Origin of the sequence: Abyssibacter profundi, from assembly GCF_003151135.1 — a bacterium.
GTDB classification, from domain to species: Bacteria; Pseudomonadota; Gammaproteobacteria; order Nevskiales; family OUC007; genus Abyssibacter; species Abyssibacter profundi.
The window spans coordinates 39916-61421 of sequence record NZ_QEQK01000016.1; the positions used below are offsets into that span (position 1 = coordinate 39916).

Genomic DNA, 21506 nt, shown 5'->3' on the forward strand with positions numbered 1-21506 from the left:
CCGGGCGAACGCCCGGCGACAAGCAACGAATTCAATAGTTGAGAGGACACAGAATGAGTGATGATCCGATTGTCATCAGTGGCGCTGCCCGCACCCCCATGGGCGGCATGATGGGCAGCCTCGCGGCGCTCACCGCCGCAGAACTGGGCGCGCTGGCCATCGGCCGCACCGTGGCCGCTGCCGGCATCGCCAACGATGCCGTCGACGAAGTGATCATGGGCAACGTCTTGGGTGCCGGCCAGGGTCAGGCGCCAGCACGTCAGGCTGCACGCGGCGCCGGCCTGGTTGACGCCACCAGCTGCCTGACCATCAACAAGATGTGCGGCTCGGGCATGAAAGCCGTGATGCTGGGCCACGATCTGCTCAAGGCCGGCTCCATCCGCACCGCCATCGTCGGTGGCATGGAGTCCATGACCAATGCCCCCTACCTCGTTCCCAAGGGACGCACGGGCTACCGCTTCGGCCACGCCGAGTTGCTGGACCACATGGCCCTGGACGGTCTGGAAGACGCTTACGAAAAGCGTACGCCCATGGGCGAGTTCGCCGAACGCACGGTCGAGCGCTATGGCTTCACGCGGGAAGACCAGGATGCCTTTGCCATCGAGTCCCTACGCCGCGCCAAACTGGCCAACGAAGATGGGACGTTCGACGCCGAAGTCGTCCCGGCCACCATCAAGAGCCGCAAGGGCGACGTCACGGTCCAGCAGGACGACCAGCCCTTCAAGTCCAACCCGGACAAAATTCCGGGGCTGCGCCCGGCCTTCCGTAAGGACGGCACCATCTCGGCGGCCACGGCCAGCTCGATTTCCGATGGCGCAGCTTCGATGCTGCTGAGCAAAGCGTCGACGGCGGAGTCCATGGGCCTTAAGCCGGTGGCCCGGATTGTCGGCCACGCCTCACACGCGCGCCTGCCCGCCGAGTTCACCATTGCCCCGGTCCACGCCATCCGCAGCCTGCTAGAACAGGTGCAGTGGAGCGTTGACGATGTCGATGTCTGGGAGGTCAACGAAGCCTTCGCCGTGGTGGCCATGGCGGCGATGAAGGACATCGGCATTCCGCATGACAAGCTCAACATCCACGGTGGCGCCTGTGCGCTGGGCCATCCCATCGGCGCATCGGGTGCACGCATTCTCGTGACCCTGCTCAACGCCATGGAGAAACGCGGCGCCAAGCGCGGTGTTGCCTCGCTGTGCATCGGCGGCGGCGAAGCCACGGCCGTGGCGATCGAACGACTGTAGAGCAACGCGTATTAAAAAGCCCCGGTTGGCCAGCGGCCACCGGGGCTTTTTCTTGCCCGCTTAGGCAGGAAAACGGCTAGGAAAGCACTGATTGATTCGCGCCGCCGAGTTGCTGCCTGCAAACCGGCAACACGAAACGCTCGGTGCGCCCCTAATAGAGCAAGCGCGTCTTCAAGGTGCCGGGCAGGGCGGCCAGTTGCTGGCGCATGGCGTTTGCGCCCTGGGCATCGGCATCGATGTCGATGACCACGTAGCCAATAGAGCCCCGCGTCTGCAGGAACTGGGCATCGATGTTCACACGGCTGCCCGAGAAGACCTCGTTAACCGCAGACAGCATGCCGGGTCGGTTCTCGTGAATATGCAGCAGGCGGCGGCTGCCGGCGTGTTCGGGTAGCTGCACCTCGGGGAAGTTGACGGCCGACAGGGTCGATCCGTTGTCTGAGTAGCGGATCAGCTTGCTGGCCACCTCGCCACCGATATTGACCTGCGCTTCCTGCGTGCTGCCACCGATGTGCGGCGTGAGCAGCGCGTTGTCCAGACCGACCAGCGGCGACTCGAAGGCCTCGCCATTGGCCTTGGGTTCCTTGGGAAAGACATCCACGGCCGCACCGGCCAGGTGCCCGTCCTTCAGCGCTTCGGCCAGCGGTTCGATATCGACCACCGTGCCACGCGAGGCGTTGATCAGCATGGCGCCGCGGCGCATGGCGCGGATCTCCGTCACGCCAATCATCCGGCGCGTGGCCGGCGTGTCCGGCACATGCAGGGTCACCACATCGGATTGCGCCAGCAGGTCATCCAGAGTCGAAGCCGGCTGTGCATTGCCCAGCGCCAACTTGGGCTCCACATCGTGGAAGATCACCTGCATGCCCAGCGCTTCGGCCAGCACGCCGACCTGGGTGCCGATGTGGCCATAGCCGACGATGCCCAGCACCTTGCCGCGCACCTCGTAGCTGCCGGCAGCGGACTTCATCCACCCGCCGCGGTGACAGGCCATGTTCTTGGCCGGAATACCGCGCATCAGCATGATCGCCTCGGCCAGCACCAACTCGGCCACGCTGCGCGTATTCGAATACGGGGCATTGAAGACTGGAATCCCCTTCTTCTCTGCGGCTTCCAGGTCTACCTGGTTGGTGCCGATGCAGAAGCAGCCGACGGCCATCAACCGACGGGCGTGATCGAAGACTTCCTGGGTCAGCTGCGTGCGGGAGCGGATCCCGATGATGTGGGCGTCTGCAATCGCTTGCTTGAGATCATCCCCGGTGAGCGAACCGTCCCGATAGTCGATTTGCGTATACCCGGCGTTCTTAAGCGTCCGGACCGCGGAATCCGCCAGCCCTTCCAGCAGCAGAATCTTGATGTCTTCGCGGGGAAACGACGTCGCAGGCATTCCGGGGCTTCCTTGTGGCAATCGGGGCGCGGAGTTTGCCTGAAATCGCGGGTAAATCGAACTTCAGCCCCCCAGGACTTCCGCCCGAAGCCGAGTAAACCGGCCACGATCCGACGGCCGGTTGCATCGACCCGGGTCTGAGGAGTCGAACTCCATAGAGTCGGCGTGTTGGCGTCGACGGTTCAACCCCAGACCTCAAAGGAGCAAGGATGACCCGACAAACACACAGTCGAATCGCCCGAAACGCTGGCGTGGCCCTGCTGGCCATGTCTTTGCCTGCAATGGCCGCCAAGACCACCGTCGTCGGTGGGGCGCAGATGTATCCGTCCAAGAACATCATTGCCAACGCCGTCAATTCGGAAGATCACGAAACTCTGGTCGCTGCGGTTAAGGCCGCCGGCCTGGTCGACACCCTGCAGACCCAGGGCCCCTTCACCGTGTTCGCCCCAACCGATCAGGCCTTTGCAGCGCTGCCGGATGGCACGGTCGACACCTTGCTCGAGCCCGAGAACAAGGAGCGCCTCACCGACGTGCTGACCTACCACGTCATCCCCGGCCGGCTTACAGCCGACCTGCTGGTCTCGCAGATTCGGATCAACGAGGGCCAGGTGCGCTACGCGACGCTGAGCGAAGACGTCCTGAGTTTCTCGCTCAGCGACGGCAGCCTGATGGTCGAGGATGAAGCCGGCAACACGGCCGCGGTCACGATTGCCGACGTCGCCCAGTCCAATGGTGTGATCCACGTCGTCGACACGGTGCTGCTGCCCTAGGGAAGCACGGCGGCTCCGATCCGTGCCCGCCGGGATAGCACGGCCTATTCCGGCGGCGTTCGACCAAGCCGTAAACTCCAGCCATCCGAAATCTGCCAACGAGGTTTGATGCATGGATGGCTATTTGCTCACCGCCACAGACATTGCGGCCATGGCCGGGACCGACAAGGTCCATTTCCTGAACGACAATGCGCGCCGGAACAACAAATCGCTGGGTGATGCCACCGGCCTGACCGGCTTGGGCGTTCATCTCATCGAGGTCCCTGCCGGCTGCGAATCCACTGAGTTCCACGTCCATAGCGACGAGGACGAGTGCACCTACGTGCTCGAGGGCCAGGGCGAGGTCGAGATCGGCGACACGCGCCACCCGATCGGCCCAGGAGACTTCATCGGTTACCGCGCCGGCGGGCTACCGCACAGCATGCATAACACCGGAACCACCCCCCTGCGCTGCCTGGTCATCGGCCAGCGCCTGGTCCATGACGTCGGCGACTACCCGCGCCTGGGCAAGCGCATCTACCGCCGCCAGGGGCATGCTCCGGACCTCGTCGACACCCAGCAGATCAGCCATCCCGTCATGGGCGGAAAATAACTGATGGCGGTTTGGGGCGGTGTGAATGAGACCGCCAATTGATGGGGAACGCTCCAACGCTTACGCTCGAACATCGCCTGATCGAGGCCCGACCCACCCACGCGCGGCTACCCCAGCTTGGCCCCGTTGGCAACGGGCTGATCCGGCACGGCAAGGACCACGGCGCCATCATCGCGATAAAAACCGGTGATCAGACACTCCGAACGCATGGGGCCGATTTGCTTGGGAGGGAAGTTCACGACACCGACCACCTGTTTGCCCACCAATGCATCGCAGTCGTAGAGATCGGTGATCTGTGCACTGGATTTGCGCACACCGATGTCGGTGCCGAAGTCGACCTGCAGCCGGTAGGCCGGTCGGCGCGCTTCGGGAAACGGCTCGGCGGCCACGATGGTGCCAACGCGGAGTTCCACGCGTTCGAAGTCGTCCCAGGTGATGCTGTCCATGACCGAGATTCTGCCGCGCCACCCGCACGCAGGCCAGCAACCGGCCACAAACCCGGCGGGCCTGGTGGCCCCGGTCGCAGGGAGATGGCACCATCAGCGCCCGGAGACATAAACAGCCAAGTACATGACCAAGCCAATCAATCGCCGCGATCTGGATTTCCTGCTGTTCGAATACCTCAACGTCGGTGAGTTGAGCGGCCTGGACCGCTACCGCGAACATGATCGCGCGACCTTTGATGCCGTGATCGATGCGGCCGAGCAATTGTCGGTTGACCAGTTCTTGTCCCACGCCGCCAAGCTCGATGCCAATGAGCCGCACTTCGACGGTGAGCGCGTTCACCTGATTCCGGAAGTCCAGGCTGCCGTGGACGCCTATATCGAAGGCGGTTTCCTGGGCATGGCCTTTGACGCCGAGGATGGCGGCCTGCAACTGCCCTACACGGTGGCACAGGCCTGTGCCTCGCTGTTCTCCGCGGCCAACATCGGCACCGCCGGCTATGCGTTTCTGACCGCGGCCGCCGCCAACATGCTGCGCATTGTCGGCAGCGAAGAACAAAAGGCGCGCTACATGCGCCCGATGATCGAAGGCCGTTTTTTCGGCACGATGTGCCTGTCCGAACCGCAGGCAGGCTCGTCACTGGGCGACATCAAGACCCGAGCCATCCCCCAACCCGACGGCAGCTACAAGCTGGTCGGCACCAAGATGTGGATATCCGGCGGGGAGCACGATTTGTCGGAAAACATCATTCATATGGTGCTCGCCAAGATCGACGCACCGGACACGCCGCCCGGCACCAAGGGCATCTCGCTGTTTGTCGTCCCCAAATTTCTGGTCAACGACGATGGCAGCCTGGGGGCGCGCAACGGCGTGCGGCTGGCCGGTCTTAACCACAAGATGGGTTATCGAGGCACCGTGAACACGGTGCTGAACTTCGGCGAATCCGAAGACTGCATCGGGCATCTGGTGGGCACCCCGCACAAAGGCCTGGCCGGGATGTTCCATATGATGAACGAGGCCCGGATCGGCGTGGGCATGGGCGCTGCCGTGCTGGGCTACGCCGGCTACCAGGTGGCGCTGGACTACGCCAAGAACCGGCCCCAGGGCCGGCCGGTCTCTGGCAAGGACCCGAACGCCAAGCCCGTCGCCATCATCGAGCATGCTGACGTGCGCCGTTTGCTGCTGGCACAAAAGGCCGCCGTCGAAGGCGCGTTCGGGCTGTGCCTTTACTGCGCCAAGCTCGTGGACATCGTGGATGCCAGCGACGACAGCGACGCCGTCGCCCACGCCCGCCTGCTGCTAGAGATTCTGACGCCGATTGCCAAGTCCTGGCCCAGTGAGTTCTGCCTGGAGGCCAACAAGCACGCCATTCAGGTGCTGGGCGGCTATGGCTACACCCGAGACTATCCGGTGGAGCGGCTGTACCGGGATAACCGGCTCAACCCCATCCATGAAGGCACCCACGGCATCCAAGGCCTGGATCTACTGGGCCGCAAGGTCATGATGCAAGATGGCGCGGCGCTTAAACTGCTGGTGGCCACGATCACCGAAACCATCAGCCGCACCGCAGGCACACCGGAACTGGCCGAGTTTTCCACCGAACTCAGCAGTGCTTTGACGGCCGCGGGCAGCACGACACAAACCCTGATCGGCGCCGCCATGAAGGGCGATACCGACCGCTTCCTGGCCAACGCCACGGTGTATCTGGACATGCTGGGCCACATCGTCATGGCCTGGCAGTGGCTGGAACAGGCGGCGGTGGCCGTCGCCGCACGGGCCGATGCCAGCGAGGCAGACAAGGATTTCTATGCCGGCAAACTCACCGCCTGCCAGTACTTCTTCCGATACGAGCTCCCCAAAATTCATACGCAGTGCGCCCTGCTGTCGCGTCTGGATGACACCACGCTGAATGCGCGGGCCGAAACCCTGTAGCCTCAAGGGCGATCGGCGCCATGGAGGCCGATCACCCACCCGGAGTCGCCACTCCGGCATGAAACTTGTTGGCCCTGCGGCCACCGATCCAAGGAACCAGGAACCGCATGCCATGCGCAATGCAGGGTGGCAACGGCGCAGAAGACGCCGGGACCGCCCGTCAAGTCACCCGCTTCGAAGGCTTCCGCCTGGAAAGTGCGTTTCAGCCCATTTTTAGCCACGCCCACCATCGCGCGGTGGGCCAGGAAGCACTGCTGCGGATTACCGATGCCAGCGGTCAACCCGTCGCCCCGCTGCATTTTCTCTGCCGCGACTGGCCCGAAGCCGATGCCATCGCCCTAAACGAGGTGGTGGCGCGGCTGCACGTCGCCAACTTCTGCAGAGCCCGGCCGGGGCAGCAATGGCTGTTTCTGAACGTGGACCCGGTCGATGCCCGGCGCACGCGACTCGCCGCTCAAACCCTGGGCGAAACCCTGGCTGCCGCCAACCTTGACCCCGCGGATGTCGTCATCGAGATTGTCGAACAGGACATTCCCAATCCGGGCGATTTGCTGGACATCGTCGCGGCGTACCGTGAACTCGGCTGCCTGATCGCCATCGACGACTTCGGCACCGGGTTTTCCAACCTGTCGCGCATGATCAGGTTTAGACCCGACATCGTGAAGTTGGACCGCACCTTCGTCACGGACAGCCGCAATGACGTACAGGCCGCGCGCTGCCTGCCGCTCATCGTCAACATGCTGCACGAGATTGGTTCGCTGGTGCTGGCCGAGGGCGTGGAAAACGAGGCCCATGCACTGGATGCCGTTCGCGCGGACGTGGATCTGATGCAGGGTTATTACTTCGCCCGGCCCAGCACAGAGCTCGCCAGCACAGGGCTGGAGCACTTGCCCGCGGGCGGATTGCCGCAAGCCTACGACCAGCAGGTGCAGGATCACGAGTCCGCATTGCAACAGGCGCTCGATGCCTACACACGGGCGTTCATGCAACTGCGCGCCGCCGTGGCCCGGGGTGTCAGTCTCGAGAACGCGGCCTCCGATTTGCTCAGCTTGCCCAGAATGGTCCGCCTGTACTGCCTGGACGATGCCGGGCGGCAGCGGGGTGCGAGTATTGATGGAGCCAATCGCCACGTCCTCAACCGCATGCCACACCGTCCCCTGCTCGATTCGGACGGTGCCAACTGGGCCCATCGCCCCTATTTCCGTCGCGCCCGCACCGACCCCGGCCATCTGCAGGTCACCCGCCCCTATCTGTCGCTAACCGGCTCGTATATGTGCGTGACGCTGTCACAGGTGACACGCATCGGACGCAGCGACTCGATTCTATGCTGCGACCTGGAGTACCCGCTGTAGGCGCGACAAGCGGCCCGCTTGCCTGTAGACTCGCGCAGCTCGCTGCCTGTCCTCCGGTGACGGCGGCATGAACGTCGCTCTGCGACGGCGCCAGACCCGCAGCATCCAGCTGCCCTCATTCATCAGCCTGAACCGGATCGCGCAGCTGCGCGAACAGGCTTCAGGAGATCACATGCATTTTTCCGAACTCGGGCTTCATGAAGCCCTGCTTAGCGCTGTTGCGCGTGAAGGTTATTCCACCCCGACCCCGATCCAGCAGCAGGCCATACCCGCCGTGCTCGCCGGCGGCGACCTCATGGCCGCCGCTCAAACGGGCACGGGCAAGACGGCGGCGTTCACGCTGCCCATCCTGCATCGCTTCGCCAATGAACCGAACCGTCGGGCCGGCGCGCCCCGCGTGCTGGTGCTCACCCCCACACGCGAACTGGCCGCCCAGGTCAGCGAGAGCGTCGAAACCTACGGGGCCGGCCTCAAGCTCAAGACGGCCGTGATCTTCGGCGGCGTCTCACCGCGGCCGCAGATCAGTGCCATCCGCGCTGGCCTGGATCTCATGGTTGCCACACCCGGCCGCCTGCTGGACCACGTACGCGAAGGCCATCTGGATTTGTCCAAGATCGAGGTGTTCATCCTCGACGAGGCCGACCGCATGCTGGACATGGGGTTCATCCATGACATCAAGCGTGTGATCAAGTCGCTGCCGGCCCAGCGTCAGAACCTGCTGTTCTCAGCCACGTTCTCTAACGATATCCGCAAGCTCGCCAAGGGCCTGCTGAACAATCCCAAAGAGATCAACGTCGCGCCGAAGAACTCGACGGCCGAGACCATCGAACAATCGATGGTGCCCGTCGAAAAGCGTCGCAAGCGGGCACTACTGTCCTGGCTGATCGGTTCCAACAACTGGCGCCAAGTGCTGGTCTTCACGCGGACCAAACACGGTGCCAACCGGCTGTGCAAACAGCTGGAAACCGACGGACTCACCGCCGCTGCCCTGCACGGCAATAAGAGTCAGAATGCACGGACCAAAGCCCTCAACGGCTTCAAGGACGGCAGCATCCGTGTATTGGTGGCCACGGACATCGCGGCCCGCGGCATCGATATCGATCAGCTGCCGCATGTAATCAACTACGAGCTGCCCAACGTGGCCGAGGACTACGTGCACCGGATCGGGCGCACGGGTCGGGCTGGCGTTGAGGGCGAGGCCTTGTCCTTGGTCGATGGCGAGGAGGTCAAGCTGCTCAAGGGCATCGAGCGCCTGATCGGCCGCAAGATTCCGCAGCGCGACGTCGAGGGGTTTGACTTCAATGCCCCGCTGCCCGCCCAGGAACGCGATGAACGCGCGGCACGCCCGCCGCGCAAACCCGGTGGACAACCGTCGTCGCGCAACAGCCAGGCCAAACGACGCGGTGGCGGCGGTGAGCGCGCAGGCCAGCCGGGCAAGCCACGGCGCCGACGCCGCGCCTCGGGTGGCGGGGGCAATCGCCCGGCACGCTAATCCCCCTCCGACGCGGACGATCCCCCGCGTCGGAGCCTCCTGCACCGTGCGCGCATAGCCAAGCGTCAGCGAGGTGCTGCGCACCGCCCGATGGCGACCACTACATGGCCTTTACCGGCCGCATTGTTCAATGGCTCTGAATCGGATATCGGAGCGCATTGTCCTGCTTCGCAGGTCACGACAGTGGAGTGGATCGCCAACCCCTACATCGCGGAGTGTGTGCCGTGGGACTGTGTCTCATGGCGCTGCATGCGACACCCGTGCTGGGCAACGGCGCTGGCGCAGATCTGCGAATCATGCTGCAGCTGGCGCCGCGGCTGTTCGTCACCAAGCTGCACACTGAAGACACCTCAGATCACAGCGTGACGGCATCGATGTGCGTGGAGCAACGGGCCGGCGCGGACTACGCGCTGGCGGTGCTCGGTGACACCGGCAAGCAGGCTACAATGCTGCCTGGGCCTGGGGGAGGCGCCTGCCAACGGGGACAAGCGGCAGCGCTGCGAATTGAACGCCACTCGGGTCTCTGGGGCGCACCATCCGATTCAGGCCACGCTGTCATCACGCTACTGGTGATCTCGCAGTAAGTCATCGGTCGGCTGGTTGCATGGACCAACTGACAACAACAATGCGCATGACGGCTTTAAAACCGACCAGCGGCCGGCGGTCCCGGCTTTCCTTATTTCGACTCGGGTTCGTGGGCGCATTGCTGTTCAGCACAGTCGCGTCGGGGAACATGCAGCTGGATCGCACACAGATTGTGTTCGAGACAGATGGCCCTGGCCGCGAGGATGTCATCGTCCGCAATACTGGCGAGCATCCGCTTTATCTCAAACTCGAAGTCCTGGAAGTGACGGCGCCCGGCACGGAGGAAGAGCAACGCGAGGTTGTCGAGAACCCGGAAACGATCGGGCTGATCGCCAGCCCGACCAAACTCGTCATCCAACCAGACCGGCGCCGCGCGATCCGGCTGGTCAACCTGCGGGGACACGGCGAACAGGAACGTGTGTACCGCGTGAACGTGCTGCCTGTCGCACCGCCTGTCGACGCCGAAGGGATTGGCGTGCGAATACTCATCGCCTATCAATTACTGGTCTTTGTCCGCCCCGTCGAAAGTCGCGTTCAGCTGGATGCAGAACGGACCCCGGAGGGCGTCCGACTGCGCAACAACGGCAACGTCAACGTCTTGTTGCGCGATGTGCAGCACTGCCCCGACGCGGCCGCAGACTGCAGCGAGCTGCGCGGCATGCGCCTGTACCCCGGCAACCAGCGCCTGTTGGACGCCCCGGCTGGCGGCCATGTGCAGTTCACGGCTGTGGCCAATGGCCGCAGTCGCACACACCGCTACTGATCACCCACAGGTTGCATCACTTCGCCATGCTGCCCTGGTTGCGTTGGTGGCCGCTGATTCTTGGACTCGGCTTCACCGCACTGGCCAATGACGAATTTCGGGCGACTGTCCAGGGTCCGCCCGCGGGTTTCGAGAGCTTGCTCGAACCACAGATCACAGCCGTTGATGTGTACTTTGGCGGACGATTCCTCGTCACCTCGCTGGCCGAGTTCACGGATGACACCCTCCGGTTCCTGCAGCCGGAACGCATTGTCGAATCGGTCGGTCAGTGGCGCGACCGGGCGCTGGCAGCCGACCTGCTAGCGCAGGATCTGCCCACGCATGGCCACCTGCTCTGCCACGGCCTGCAGTCACCCGACTGCGGCACATTGGTGCCTGAGGCGCTCGGCGTGATTTTTGATGTCACCCGCTTCACCGCCGAATTGTTCGTGGCGCCGCAGCTACTCGCACGCCCGGACACCCAGGAGCAGCGCTACTTGCCGGAGGGCGAGAGCCCGCAGATCACGGCCGTGCAGAACATCAATCTGTTGGTCAGCGGAGATTCGGAGGACAACCGCAACGACATTCGCTACAACCTGTTTGGTCGGACACGGGCGGGGCGCAACGACCGGTTCGGATTCGCCGAGTTCGCCAGCACGGATGAACAAGGCCTGCTTGTTGATGAGCTCGGCTACCACCACGGCTGGCCCGACCACAGCCTGGACATCGGCCTGTTTGAGCAGGACCCGAACACGCTGCGCGCAACCGGCCGGGACTTGATGATGGGCCTGCGGCTGGCCCGTAGCCTCGAACGCCTGTCCAATCGCGAACGATTAATCGCCACACCGCTCGAAGTCTTTCTGCCTCGCCGCAGCCGGGTGAATGTGTTTGCGGAAGGGCGCCTGATCGAGACGGGCTTCTATGAGGCGGGCTACCAACTCATTGAGACAGACGGCTTTCCGGCCGGCAGCTATCTCGTGGAGATTGTTGCGATCGACAGCGCCGGGGTCGAAACCCGCGAACAGCGATTTTTCGTCAAATCCGCCCTGCTGGCACCACTGGGCGAACCGCTGTGGCAGATTGCACTCGGAAGCACCGGGGCACGTGCCACCGAGCAGACCCTGCCGGCCGTGGAACAAGACTGGCAGCTACGCGGCGATTATCGCTGGCGTCAGACGGACTGGCTGGGCCTGGGCGTTGCAGGCGCCGCGAACCAGCAAGAAGGCCTGGGCGAACTTTCGGCTTCGGCCATCACGCCTTGGCTCAGCATCGGAGGCGAGCTGTTCGCCAGCTCCCGCGGAGCGTCCGGCTGGTCGGTGCGCGGATCTGCTCGCTGGCGGAGCAGCCATTTGTCGATGAGTACGCAGCGCCAGTCTGCAAGCAGCGGAGGAGAAGACCACCGGCTCGTTACACAAAGCCTCGCTTCACATTCGGCCTTTTTCTCGCAGCGCTGGGGCAACAGCCTACTCGGTCTGTCGGTGACCAGAAGCCAGCAAACGGATGGCTCTGTCAGTGAACGCAGGACACTTCGACTGTCGCAATTGGTCCGTCTGACCCATAGCAACCGACTGCAGCTATCGGCCAGCCTGAGCCGTATCGAGGACGAGTCCCAGATCGGCCTCAGCCTGCAATGGCTGGCCGGCGGCGCTCGCTGGCGCTACGGCGCAACGCATGAACGGATTCATGATGACCGGGGCGAGCAGACCTCACACCATGCAACATCCGCTTACAGTCGCTGGGACACCAGCCTGGAAGATGGCTCACGCTGGAATGTGAACCTCGGCGCCCGCACCGATGACAGCGGTGATGAGTTGACGCTGGACACAGAGCACCGAGCAACTGGCGGTGACTCCCGCCTGGGACTCGCCCACCGGAGTCTCCAGGGGCGCAACGCGACCCAGTACACCCTGGGTCACCAGAGCAGCTTGACATTGGGCCCTGATCACTCCTTGCGCTGGGGCGGTCTGGACCGGGGGCTGGCCGCCGTGCTGATTAACCTCGAGACCGTCGAGGCTGGAAGAGTCGACGTGCTTGTAGACGGTCGTCGCGCGGTCACGACCGATACCGGTCGCCAGGTGCCGCTGACGCTCAAACCCTATCGGGAGTACGTCATCGATCTCCGCGACCGCGGCACCCAGCTGCTGCAACTGCAAGGCGGGGAGCAGCGCGTCGTGCTCTACCCCGGCGACGTCAAGACTGTCCGCTGGGAAGCCGAGGAGATTCACATCGTGCTTGCCCGGGTCTATACGACGCAGCGCCATTGCCTCGCAGGGCAGCGCTACTGCCTGGATATCATGAAACCGTTGGACTCAGCGCCTGTTCTTGGGGCCAGCGGCTGGGCCGAGACCACCGCCACCGGCTTTCTGCAGGCCGAAATCGCAGCAGGCACCACTCGGCTGGACGCCCGGGACGACTCGGGCCCATGCTGGATCGACCTCGAACCCTTGCCTGAACGCGACGGCATCCTCCGCAGTGAGATGCTGCTGTGTCGACCGATCAGGTCCGCATCTACTCCAGCTCAATCGTGAGTGTCAGCGTGCCCGCGTAGCCGCCGGAAACGATGCCGTCCGTCAGGAATTCGGCCTGATCGATGCGCGCGCTGAGTTCAGCGTTGTTGGACAAACCGTTATTGCAGGTGGCTGAACCCGTGAAGGCATTACCCCGCCCCGGTAGCAACGCACCAGGCGATAGCGGCGCAGGTCCCGAACCATCATCCCAGGTCAGTGAGAGCGGAAGCTCGGCCGCCCCATTCGTAATGACAAAACTGCCACCCGCGCCAGCACCGGTGACGGACACCGCGTAGGGGCCGCCGCTGCGTCGAAACACGCACAGCTGGTCGCTGCCCTGTAAATCCGCACCAGCATAGGTGCCAAGATCGATGTCATCGATCTCGCTGACCTGAACGGAATCCGGGAGGGTCAGCTCGACGTCCAGGCGGGACATGCCCTGGGACTTGCCCTGCCCGTTGTTGGCAACTTCGATCCGGTAGGTTTGCCGGTAGGTTCCAGGGGCCGCACCTGCAACTCCAGCCTCGGGGTAGGTAATGCGCAGACGCCCGTTGTCGCCACCCGGGCAGTTCTGAATCACGCCCGTTTGCGAATCGCTTGTGAACACGTTGGGCGACAGGCTGGTGGCGGACGCGACCTCAAGATCGACCCACTCCAAGACACCCGAGATCGTATTGGCGCCGCTCTCAAGCTCAAACGGACCCTCGACCATGACCCGATAAGGAATCACAGTAGTGGACGTGGCCTGGGGCGCCTGCACAGACAGCACGCAGAAATCCTGGAGAACAACCAGATCGCCCCCAGTCCAGGAGACGACTTGCGCCGGGGCGTTACCGGGATCGATATCGATTCGCGCACTCACCAGTCCGGGCAACAACAGCCCCAGGGTGAGTACAAACCGGCCCCCGCACTTGCGTAACCGCATAACCAGAGAGGGGCGGCCATCGCCGCCCCCCCAAGTCCATTCGGCTCGACAGCCGACGACTTAGTCTTCGGCGACCAGCAGGGTCAGCGTCGCCGTGTAGTCATTTGCGGCCAGCGCGTCTTCCAGCACGGTCTCGTCGATCGTGATTACGAGCTCATCTGCGTCGCCGCTGTCACAGTTCGACACGGCCAGGCTGGAGGCGCTATCCGGCGTGTTGCCAGCCAATGCAGTGTTGTACGTCAGCGGGGAGCCGTTGAACTCGGCAGTGAACGCGATCGAGTCGGAGGCGGTAGCGCTGTCCAGCTGAAACGCGGCGGTATTCGAGGACACGATGACGTTATAGGTCGTGCTGTTGTTCATCAGCACGCAGACATCCGTCGAACCGCTCAGGCCCTCGTTGCTGTTGTCATTGTCCGACGGGTTGTACGTCCCGAGGTTAATGTCAGCCAGGTTGAAAATGCGGATCAAGGGCGGAACGGAAGCCGTCACAGTGGTGGAGCCACTGGACGTGTCGCCGGGATTGCCCTGCGAGGCGGCAAACGCGCCAGTCGCCGAAAGGCCAAGAACAGACAATGAAACAAGCGAAGCCGCACGGACGGCCGTGAAATGAGTTAGACGCACCTGATTTCCCCAATATTTGAATGGATTCCGAAAGCGTCGGTACTCCCCAGCACCGACTCGGAGCCATCTCCTCAAGCACAGGAGGAGACGTTAAATAGATGTTAAACCGACCACATGGGGTAGCAACCACTCATAGGTTTTACGACGCAATGCATCGTAACTGGCAGATCACGAACCGGTCGCCGACGTTGACTGTGCTGTTGCCACCAACTCCAAAATGGCATCGCCGTAGCGTTCCAGGCGTTTGACCGACACGCCGCCAATGGCGCCCAAGGCCGCCGAATCCGCAGGCTTTTCACGGGCGATGTCGCGCAAGGTGGCGTCGTGGAATACCACGTAAGCGGGCACGCCCTGCTCGTCCGCTTCGCTTTTGCGCCAGCGGCGTAATGCCTCGAACAGCCCTTCATCACCGGGCGATAGCGTGGATTGAGCCGCACTGGCGCGGCGACTGCCGCCACTGCCTGTTGCGACTTTGCGACGCACCCGAATGGTCTCCTGCCCCTTGAGCAGCCCCCTGGCGGATTCGCTCAAGCGCAGGCCACCGTAGCCGTCGACATCCACATCCAGGTAGCCGCGGGCAATCAGTTGACGGAACAAACGCCGCCAGCGCTCGGCCGTCAACTCGCGCCCGATGCCGAAGGTCGAGACCTGATCATGGCCAAAACGCTGCGCGCGCTCGTCGGCCTTGCCCATTAAATGATCCACCAGATAGCTGACGCCGAAGCGCTGGCCGGTGCGATAAACCGCCGACAACGCCTGCCGCGCCGGCTCGGTCGCGTCATCGGTTTCCGGCGGCCACAGACAGTTGTCGCAGTTGCCGCAAGCCGTTTCGAGCGACTGGCCAAAATAGCGAAGCAGGGGCTGGCGACGACAGCTGTCCAGTTCGCAGTAGCCCAGCATGGCGTCGAGCTTGCTGCGTTCGACCCGCTTGCGCTCGTCGCCGGCCTCGCCGGAGTCGATCATCTGCCGCCGCTGCACCACATCACCCAGACCGTAGAGCATCCAGGCATCGGCGGGTTCGCCGTCACGGCCTGCGCGCCCGGTCTCCTGGTAATAGGCTTCGACGCTCCCGGGCAGGTCGAGGTGGGCGACGAACCGCACGTCGGGCTTGTCGATCCCCATGCCGAAAGCAATGGTGGCGACAACAATGACGCCGTCCTCGCGCAGAAACCGTTCCTGATGCGCCGCCCGCATTTCGGCCGGTAGGCCGGCGTGGTACGGCACGGCATCGAACCCGGCATCGCGCAGCCACTCGGCCGTGGCCTCCACCTTCTTGCGTGAGAGGCAGTACACCACCCCGGCCTCGCCGGGATGCTCTTTCTGCAGGAACCGCAGCAACTGCTGCTTGGCATTGCCGCGCTCGCTGACGCGGTAGCGAATGTTGGGGCGGTCAAAACTGGCAACGAACCGTGCCGGATCTTGCAGGGCCAAGCGCTGGACGATCTCGTCGCGGGTGGGCACATCGGCCGTGGCCGTCAGCGCCATGCGGGGCACACCGGGAAAACGCGCGGCCAACGCTGACAGGCCCAGGTACTCGGGCCGGAAGTCATGCCCCCACTGCGACACGCAATGCGCCTCGTCGATGGCGATCAGCGCCAGTGGCGACTCGGCGAGCAGGTCCAGCGTGCGTGGCAGCATCAGCCGCTCCGGCGCCATGTACAGCAGATCCAGCTCACCCGCCCGCAGCTGGGCCTCGATCTCGGACGCCTGCTGAAAGTCCAGCGTTGAGTTCAGGTACGCCGCCCGCACCCCGAGCTGGCGCAGGGCCGCGACCTGATCGGACATCAGCGCGATCAGCGGCGAGACGACAATCCCCACCCCCTCGCGGACCAGCGCCGGGATCTGATAGCAAACGGACTTGCCGCCTCCCGTGGGCATGAGCACCAGCACATCTCGTCCGGCGACGGCGGCATCGATGATGGCCTCCTGCTCTCCCCGAAATGCCGAATACCCGTAAACCCGCTGCAAGACTGCTTGTGCTGACATCCAGATATTGTGAGGCACAGCGCAGGCGGCGGCGAGCCCTTCACAGCCCTCGACGCCGGGCACCCAGCTTGTTCAATATGATGGTTTGACCCTCGGACACTTCGCCATGGAACGGCCGTCTCGAATTGTCACGTCTTGGCCTGCAGCGCTACTGGCCTTTTGGGTGTCGACGCTTGCCGCCGCCCAGCCCACTCCCGTGACGGCGGAGACCATTGAAGCGTCTCACGCCGCCGCGCCGCTGCGGTTGTCCGGCACGTTTACGGCGCGTCAGCGCGCTGATCTGTCGCCCGCCGTCGCCGGGTTGATCCAGACCTTGGCCGTCGATGTCGGCGACCGGGTTGACGCGGGTACAACGCTGCTGGGGCTGGACCCCGAACTGGCCGAGCTGCAGCTCGCCCGTCTGCAGGCTGCCGCCAAAGAAGCCGAGGCGCTACGCGATGAGGCCCAACGTCAGGCACAGCAGGCCCGCGTGCTGGCGGAGTCGGGCGACCTGTCGGCCTCGCTGGCCCAGACCCGTGCGGCGGAAGCAGCCACCGCCGAGGCGCGGTTCGCGAGTCGCCAGGCGGAAGTGCGCGAGCAGGCCGCGCGTCTGCGACGACACCGCCTGTAGGCCCCTTTTGCTGGCGTCGTTACGCGGCGCTACGCCGATATCGGCGAGTGGGCCGTCCCCGGCACACCGGTGCTGGAACTGGTCGACCTGACCAGCCTGCGCCTGGATGTTCCGGTGCCACAGGCTCGTTTCGCAGCCATCACGCCGGACACCCGCGTGACCGTGACCACGCCCGCGCTGCCCGACCAAACGCTGGACGCCGCGGTTGCGGCCTCCGTGCCCGTGAGCGACCCCGCCGCGCGCACGCTGCGGGTGCGCCTAACCGTTGACAATCCCGAGGCCCGCCTGCTGCCGGGCATGTCGGCGCAGGCCGAATTTCACATCCGCACGGCCAAGGGGTTGGTGCTGGCGCCACGTGATGCCCTTGTCCGCCGCCCCGAGGGCGGCTACGGCGTTTGGGTCGTCCAGGCATCGAATGGCCAGCTCAAGGCAACAGCGCGCCCGGTGCGTACCGGGCGCACGGTGGGCAATCGCGTGGAGATCCGCGAGGGCCTGACGCCAGGCGACCGCGTGATCGTGCGGGGCAATGAAGGCCTGTCGGAAGGTCAGGTTCTGCGACTCGTCGACCGCATGGGCCAGGCAGACCCATGATCGAGGCCCTGGTCCGTCGCGGCACGCTGCTGACCGTCGCGGCGCTCGTACTGTGCGTCCTGGGCTTGCTGGCGGCGTTGCGTGTGCCGGTGCAGATGATCCCGGACCTGGAGGTCCGCGAGATCTCGGTTCGCACCAGCTGGCCGGGTGCCACGCCGCAGGACGTGGAAAAGGAAATTCTCATCGAGCAGGAAGAATTCCTGCGCGCCGTACCGAACCTGGCCCGGCTGATCTCTTATGCCTCGACCGGCCGCGCCGAAATCGAGCTGGAGTTCCCTTTTGGCACCGACATCACCCAGGCGCTAATCGACGTCAACAACGCCTTGTCGCAGGTTCCGGCCTACCCGGAAACCGTCGACGAGCCACGCGTCACCGCGGATTCTTTCTCCCAGAACGCGTTCATGTACTACCGCGTCGTGCCCCTGCCAGGCAACCCGCGCGCGCTGGACATGGACATGATGCAGGACTTTATCGATGACAACGTGCGCACACGCATGGAGCGGGTGCCCGGCGTATCGCAGGTGGAGGTGCGGGGCGGGGCGGAACGGCAGATTCAGATCTTCGTCGACCCCGCCGCCCTGGCCGAGCGCGGCGTCTCGCTCACCCAGCTGCGCGAGGCGATCCGGGCGCGCAACCGGGATGTCTCGGCCGGTGATCTCAATACCGGCAAGCGACGATACCTGCTGCGCACGGTGGGTCGGTTTGACGACCTGATCGACATCGAGGACCTGATCATTGCCCGCGAAGGCGACGCCGTCGTGCGCCTGCGCGATGTCGCCGAGCTTCGCCTGGATCACTTCGAACTGCGGCGTCTGTCCTATGCCGAAGGCGCGCCGGCCATCACGCTGGCGGTCAACCGCATTTCGGGCTCCAACGTCATCGCCATCAAACAGGCCATGGCGCCGGTGGTCGAGGCCGTGAACCGCGACGTGCTGGAGCCTGCCGGCATGCGCATGAGCCTGACCAGCGACGATGTGCGCTATGTCGAAGCCTCGGTGGCCAACGTCTGGCAGAACCTGGGCATTGGCGCCGTGCTCGCCACGCTGGTGTTGTTCGCGTTCCTGCGGTCGGTGCGGGCGACCGCCGTCGGCGTGCTCGGCGTACCCATCTGCACCATCGCGGCCTTCATGGGGCTGTTGCTGGCCGGGCGCACGATCAATGTGATCTCGCTCGCGGGCGTGGCCTTTGCCATTGGCATGACGCTGGACAACACCATCGTCGTGCTCGAGGCCATCGAGCGCGAACGCCGGCAGGGTCTGGGCCGCTTTGCATCGGCGGTGGCCGGGGTCAAGCGCGTGTGGAGCGCGGTGCTGGCGTCCACGCTGACGACGGTGCTGGTGTTCGCCCCCATCCTGTTTATCGAAGAGGAAGCCGGGCAGCTGTATTCCGACATCGCGGTCGCCATTTCGGCGTCCATCCTCGCGTCGATGCTGGTGGCCATCACGTTGGTGCCCACGGCAGCCGCGCGACTCACCATGGCCGAAAACCGCCCCGAACCCGGCCGTGCGGTCCGCAAGCAAGTCGCCGCTGCCGTGGCCTGGCTGGTGGCCCGCCCCAGCCGTCGCTGGGGCTATCTGGGCGGTCTGACGGCCCTGGTCGTCGCCATTCTTGTTTGGCTGACGCCGCCTGCCGAGTACCTGCCAGAGGGTGAGGAGCCCAAGCTGTTTGCACGGATGATCGCGCCGCCCGGCTACAACCTGGACGAGATGACGGTCATCGCGGACGACCTCCAGGCCAAGCTCATGCCCTATGTCGAAGACGATCCCGATCGCTTCGCGCGCGGCGAGGTTGACGTGCCCGCGCTGGCCTATATCAATCTGTCGGTGGACCCGGGCGGCCTGCGCATCATCACCGAGACCATCCGGCCCGCCCAGATCGATGCCCTCATCCCCATCCTGACGGACCTGTACACGGCCTACCCCGGGATGCGTGCATTCGTGTCCCGCGGTTCCATTATCAGCAGCAACGATGGCGGCACCCGCAGCGTGAATGTCGATATTTCCGGCGCAGATCTGGGTGCGATCTATACGGCGGCTGACCTGGTCTATGACCGCGCTCGCAGCGTGCTGGACGATCCGCAAATCGGCTCCCAGCCCTCGTCGCTAACGCTCAACCAACCGCTGGTGGAGGTGCGACCGGACTGGCTCCGCGCCTCCGAACTGGGGCTGACCGCCGAGGAACTGGGCTTTGCCGTCGCCGCCCTGTCTGATGGCGCCTTTGTCGACGAGTACTTTGTCGGCGATGACAAGGTCGACATGTACCTCTACAGCCAGGCGGGTCATGCGCAGGACCTTTCTGCCCTGCCCGAGCTGCCGATCGCCACTGCGGCCGGCATTGTGCCGATTTCAGCTGTGGCAACGCTGGTGGACACCGTGGATACCGACGAGATTCGCCGGGTCAATGGACAGCGCACAGTCACGCTCAACATCATCGCCCCGCGCTCCATCGCGCTGGAGACGGCGGTTGGCATCGTGCGGGAGGACATCATCGGCGCCCTGCAAGCCTCGGGAGAGCTGCCGGCGGGTGTGGTGCTCGATATCTCCGGTGCGGCCGACCAGCTCGACGCCACACGCCAGGCCTTATCCGGCAATTTTGTGGTTTCACTGGTGCTCTGCTATCTGCTGCTGGTGGCCATCTTCACGCACTGGGGCTACCCCTTCGTGATCATGACCATTGTTCCGCTCGGCGTAGCCGGGGGGATTGGCGGGCTGGTGTTGCTCAACCTGTTCCTGCGTCAGCCCTTCGACATGATTTCCATGCTGGGATTTCTGATTCTGCTGGGCACGGTGGTTAACAACCCGATTCTGATCGTGGACCGGGCACTGCAAAACCTGCGAGATGGCGAAGCCTCACCCGAGCGCGCCGTCACCGAGGCCGTGGACGCGCGCCTGCGCCCCATCATGATGTCGATGATCACCACCGTTGCCGGGTTGTCGCCGCTGGTCTTTATCCCCGGTGCGGGCACGGAGCTCTACCGCGGCGTCGGCACCATCGTGTTGGCCGGCCTCGTGTTTTCCACCCTGGTCACGGTCACGCTGCTACCGGTTCTGCTCACCACGCTGCTGCGACTGCGGCCACGGCCGGCAGGCTAGTTGCCCAGGGCGTCTTCCAGTGCCTGCATCCGGGCCTCCAAGGCCTCGACCCGGGCCAGCAGCTCGTCCCGGCTGGCGGATGATGCCCGTGAGGCCGGCGGCGTCGGCGGCGCCACGGCCACATCCGGAATCTCTGGCGCACCGCAAAGTGTATGCGCGATGCGTGGTTCCTTCTGCCCCGGCTGACGCGGCAGCGTCAGGATGAGCGGCTCGCTGCGATCACCAAGAAATTCCAATGCGGCGTCCAGCTCCGCTGGCGTGCCGGGGCCCCGCAGGCCCTCGGCCCGACTGCGCAACTCCGACCGGGTCTGTGGTCCGCGCAGCATCAATACCGCGAGAATCGCGGCCGAATGATCCTTGAGCAACAAGCGGTGTTTGAAGTTCTGGCGCCATTTCGGCACTCGGGAGCCGCTGTCCTCACGACTGCAAAAACGATACTCGGCCAGCTGCGTCAGCGCGCGACCAACCTCACCCTCCGTCAGCGACATGACCGGCAGGCGTGAGGATTTTTGATTGGACGCCGCCATGATCGCGTTGACGGTCATGGGGTAGTAATTGGGGGTCGTGATCGATTTCTCGAACAACGCGGCGAGGACGCGAGCCTCGGCCGGGGACAGTTCTGGCGTCTCCACGAAACGCT

The 21506-nt window shown here is 64.4% G+C and carries 17 protein-coding genes and 1 pseudogene; 12 read left to right on the plus strand and 6 right to left on the minus strand.

All coding sequences use genetic code 11. From position 1 onward, the window contains the following. Positions 1-53: 53 nt before the first annotated feature. Entirely contained in the window at positions 54-1238 is a 1185-nt protein-coding gene (locus DEH80_RS15060) for an acetyl-CoA C-acyltransferase (protein ID WP_109721340.1), read from the plus strand. A 151-nt stretch (positions 1239-1389) separates the two neighbouring features. On the opposite strand, the gene serA is transcribed toward DEH80_RS15060, so the two are convergent. Continuing rightward, positions 1390-2625, minus strand: coding sequence for a phosphoglycerate dehydrogenase (serA, locus tag DEH80_RS15065; RefSeq protein WP_109721341.1), 1236 nt, complete (start codon positions 2623-2625; stop codon positions 1390-1392). A 209-nt stretch (positions 2626-2834) separates the two neighbouring features. On the opposite strand from serA, the gene DEH80_RS15070 reads away from it, so the two are divergent. Both DEH80_RS15070 and DEH80_RS15075 read left to right on the plus strand, forming a co-directional pair. Continuing rightward, entirely contained in the window at positions 2835-3395 is a 561-nt protein-coding gene (locus DEH80_RS15070) for a fasciclin domain-containing protein (RefSeq protein WP_109721342.1), read from the plus strand. A 112-nt stretch (positions 3396-3507) separates the two neighbouring features. Beyond that, positions 3508-3987 (plus strand): cupin domain-containing protein, encoded by a 480-nt coding sequence (locus tag DEH80_RS15075; protein WP_109721343.1) that lies wholly within the window; start codon positions 3508-3510, stop codon positions 3985-3987. Positions 3988-4094: 107 nt separating this feature from the next. Here DEH80_RS15075 and DEH80_RS15080 read toward each other — a convergent pair whose 3' ends face one another. After that, on the minus strand, positions 4095-4433 hold the full coding sequence (locus DEH80_RS15080) for a tRNA-binding protein (protein WP_109721344.1): 339 nt from the start codon (positions 4431-4433) through the stop codon (positions 4095-4097). A 124-nt stretch (positions 4434-4557) separates the two neighbouring features. On the opposite strand from DEH80_RS15080, the gene DEH80_RS15085 reads away from it, so the two are divergent. The 6 genes from DEH80_RS15085 (at position 4558) to DEH80_RS15110 (ending at position 13062) form a co-directional block, all read left to right on the plus strand. Then, entirely contained in the window at positions 4558-6363 is a 1806-nt protein-coding gene (locus tag DEH80_RS15085) for an acyl-CoA dehydrogenase (RefSeq protein WP_109721345.1), read from the plus strand. 107 nt (positions 6364-6470) lie between these two features. Then, positions 6471-7715, plus strand: coding sequence for a sensor domain-containing phosphodiesterase (locus DEH80_RS15090; protein ID WP_109721346.1), 1245 nt, complete (start codon positions 6471-6473; stop codon positions 7713-7715). 172 nt (positions 7716-7887) lie between these two features. Then, on the plus strand, positions 7888-9207 hold the full coding sequence (locus DEH80_RS15095; RefSeq protein ID WP_109721375.1) for a DEAD/DEAH box helicase: 1320 nt from the start codon (positions 7888-7890) through the stop codon (positions 9205-9207). A 224-nt stretch (positions 9208-9431) separates the two neighbouring features. Further along, on the plus strand, positions 9432-9791 hold the full coding sequence (locus DEH80_RS15100; RefSeq protein WP_133249270.1) for a hypothetical protein: 360 nt from the start codon (positions 9432-9434) through the stop codon (positions 9789-9791). A 110-nt stretch (positions 9792-9901) separates the two neighbouring features. Next, positions 9902-10555, plus strand: a complete 654-nt coding sequence (locus tag DEH80_RS15105) for a fimbrial biogenesis chaperone (protein WP_165831499.1) — start codon at positions 9902-9904, stop codon at positions 10553-10555. 26 nt (positions 10556-10581) lie between these two features. Then, positions 10582-13062, plus strand: coding sequence for a TcfC E-set like domain-containing protein (locus DEH80_RS15110; RefSeq protein ID WP_109721349.1), 2481 nt, complete (start codon positions 10582-10584; stop codon positions 13060-13062). On the opposite strand, the gene DEH80_RS15115 is transcribed toward DEH80_RS15110, so the two are convergent. From DEH80_RS15115 to recQ, 3 genes are all read right to left on the minus strand, one after another. Beyond that, entirely contained in the window at positions 13043-13966 is a 924-nt protein-coding gene (locus tag DEH80_RS15115; protein WP_109721350.1) for a hypothetical protein, read from the minus strand. The two genes, DEH80_RS15110 and DEH80_RS15115, sit on opposite strands and share 20 nt — an antisense overlap. Before the next feature lie 60 nt (positions 13967-14026). Continuing rightward, on the minus strand, positions 14027-14587 hold the full coding sequence (locus DEH80_RS15120; protein WP_165831500.1) for a hypothetical protein: 561 nt from the start codon (positions 14585-14587) through the stop codon (positions 14027-14029). A 168-nt stretch (positions 14588-14755) separates the two neighbouring features. Continuing rightward, positions 14756-16573, minus strand: coding sequence for a DNA helicase RecQ (gene recQ, locus DEH80_RS15125; protein ID WP_109721376.1), 1818 nt, complete (start codon positions 16571-16573; stop codon positions 14756-14758). A 106-nt stretch (positions 16574-16679) separates the two neighbouring features. Between recQ and DEH80_RS15130 the strand changes: the two genes are divergently transcribed. The 3 genes and pseudogenes from DEH80_RS15130 (at position 16680) to DEH80_RS15140 (ending at position 20866) form a co-directional block, all read left to right on the plus strand. Beyond that, on the plus strand, positions 16680-17183 hold the full coding sequence (locus DEH80_RS15130; RefSeq protein ID WP_109721352.1) for an efflux RND transporter periplasmic adaptor subunit: 504 nt from the start codon (positions 16680-16682) through the stop codon (positions 17181-17183). Positions 17184-17195: 12 nt separating this feature from the next. Next, positions 17196-17774, plus strand: a pseudogene (locus DEH80_RS15135) (efflux RND transporter periplasmic adaptor subunit); the annotation flags it as partial. Beyond that, positions 17771-20866 (plus strand): efflux RND transporter permease subunit, encoded by a 3096-nt coding sequence (locus tag DEH80_RS15140; protein WP_109721354.1) that lies wholly within the window; start codon positions 17771-17773, stop codon positions 20864-20866. The pseudogene DEH80_RS15135 and the gene DEH80_RS15140, both read left to right, overlap by 4 nt. On the opposite strand, the gene DEH80_RS15145 is transcribed toward DEH80_RS15140, so the two are convergent. Next, positions 20863-21498: a YceH family protein gene (locus DEH80_RS15145; protein ID WP_109721377.1), complete on the minus strand. Its 636-nt coding sequence runs from the start codon at positions 21496-21498 to the stop codon at positions 20863-20865. The genes DEH80_RS15140 and DEH80_RS15145 overlap by 4 nt on opposite strands. Positions 21499-21506: the final 8 nt, after the last annotated feature.

Bases quoted from the DNA above. Each gene is read 5' to 3' on its own strand.
- DEH80_RS15070 (WP_109721342.1), top strand. From the start codon at position 2,835: ATGACCCGACAAACACACAGTCGAATCGCCCGAAACGCTGGCGTGGCC.
- DEH80_RS15115 (WP_109721350.1), bottom strand. From the start codon at position 13,966: ATGCGGTTACGCAAGTGCGGGGGCCGGTTTGTACTCACCCTGGGGCTG.
- serA (WP_109721341.1), bottom strand. From the start codon at position 2,625: ATGCCTGCGACGTCGTTTCCCCGCGAAGACATCAAGATTCTGCTGCTG.
- DEH80_RS15080 (WP_109721344.1), bottom strand. From the start codon at position 4,433: ATGGACAGCATCACCTGGGACGACTTCGAACGCGTGGAACTCCGCGTT.
- DEH80_RS15060 (WP_109721340.1), top strand. From the start codon at position 54: ATGAGTGATGATCCGATTGTCATCAGTGGCGCTGCCCGCACCCCCATG.
- DEH80_RS15110 (WP_109721349.1), top strand. From the start codon at position 10,582: ATGCTGCCCTGGTTGCGTTGGTGGCCGCTGATTCTTGGACTCGGCTTC.
- DEH80_RS15075 (WP_109721343.1), top strand. From the start codon at position 3,508: ATGGATGGCTATTTGCTCACCGCCACAGACATTGCGGCCATGGCCGGG.
- DEH80_RS15130 (WP_109721352.1), top strand. From the start codon at position 16,680: ATGGAACGGCCGTCTCGAATTGTCACGTCTTGGCCTGCAGCGCTACTG.
- DEH80_RS15140 (WP_109721354.1), top strand. From the start codon at position 17,771: ATGATCGAGGCCCTGGTCCGTCGCGGCACGCTGCTGACCGTCGCGGCG.
- DEH80_RS15095 (WP_109721375.1), top strand. From the start codon at position 7,888: ATGCATTTTTCCGAACTCGGGCTTCATGAAGCCCTGCTTAGCGCTGTT.
- recQ (WP_109721376.1), bottom strand. From the start codon at position 16,573: ATGTCAGCACAAGCAGTCTTGCAGCGGGTTTACGGGTATTCGGCATTT.
- DEH80_RS15085 (WP_109721345.1), top strand. From the start codon at position 4,558: ATGACCAAGCCAATCAATCGCCGCGATCTGGATTTCCTGCTGTTCGAA.
- DEH80_RS15090 (WP_109721346.1), top strand. From the start codon at position 6,471: ATGCCATGCGCAATGCAGGGTGGCAACGGCGCAGAAGACGCCGGGACC.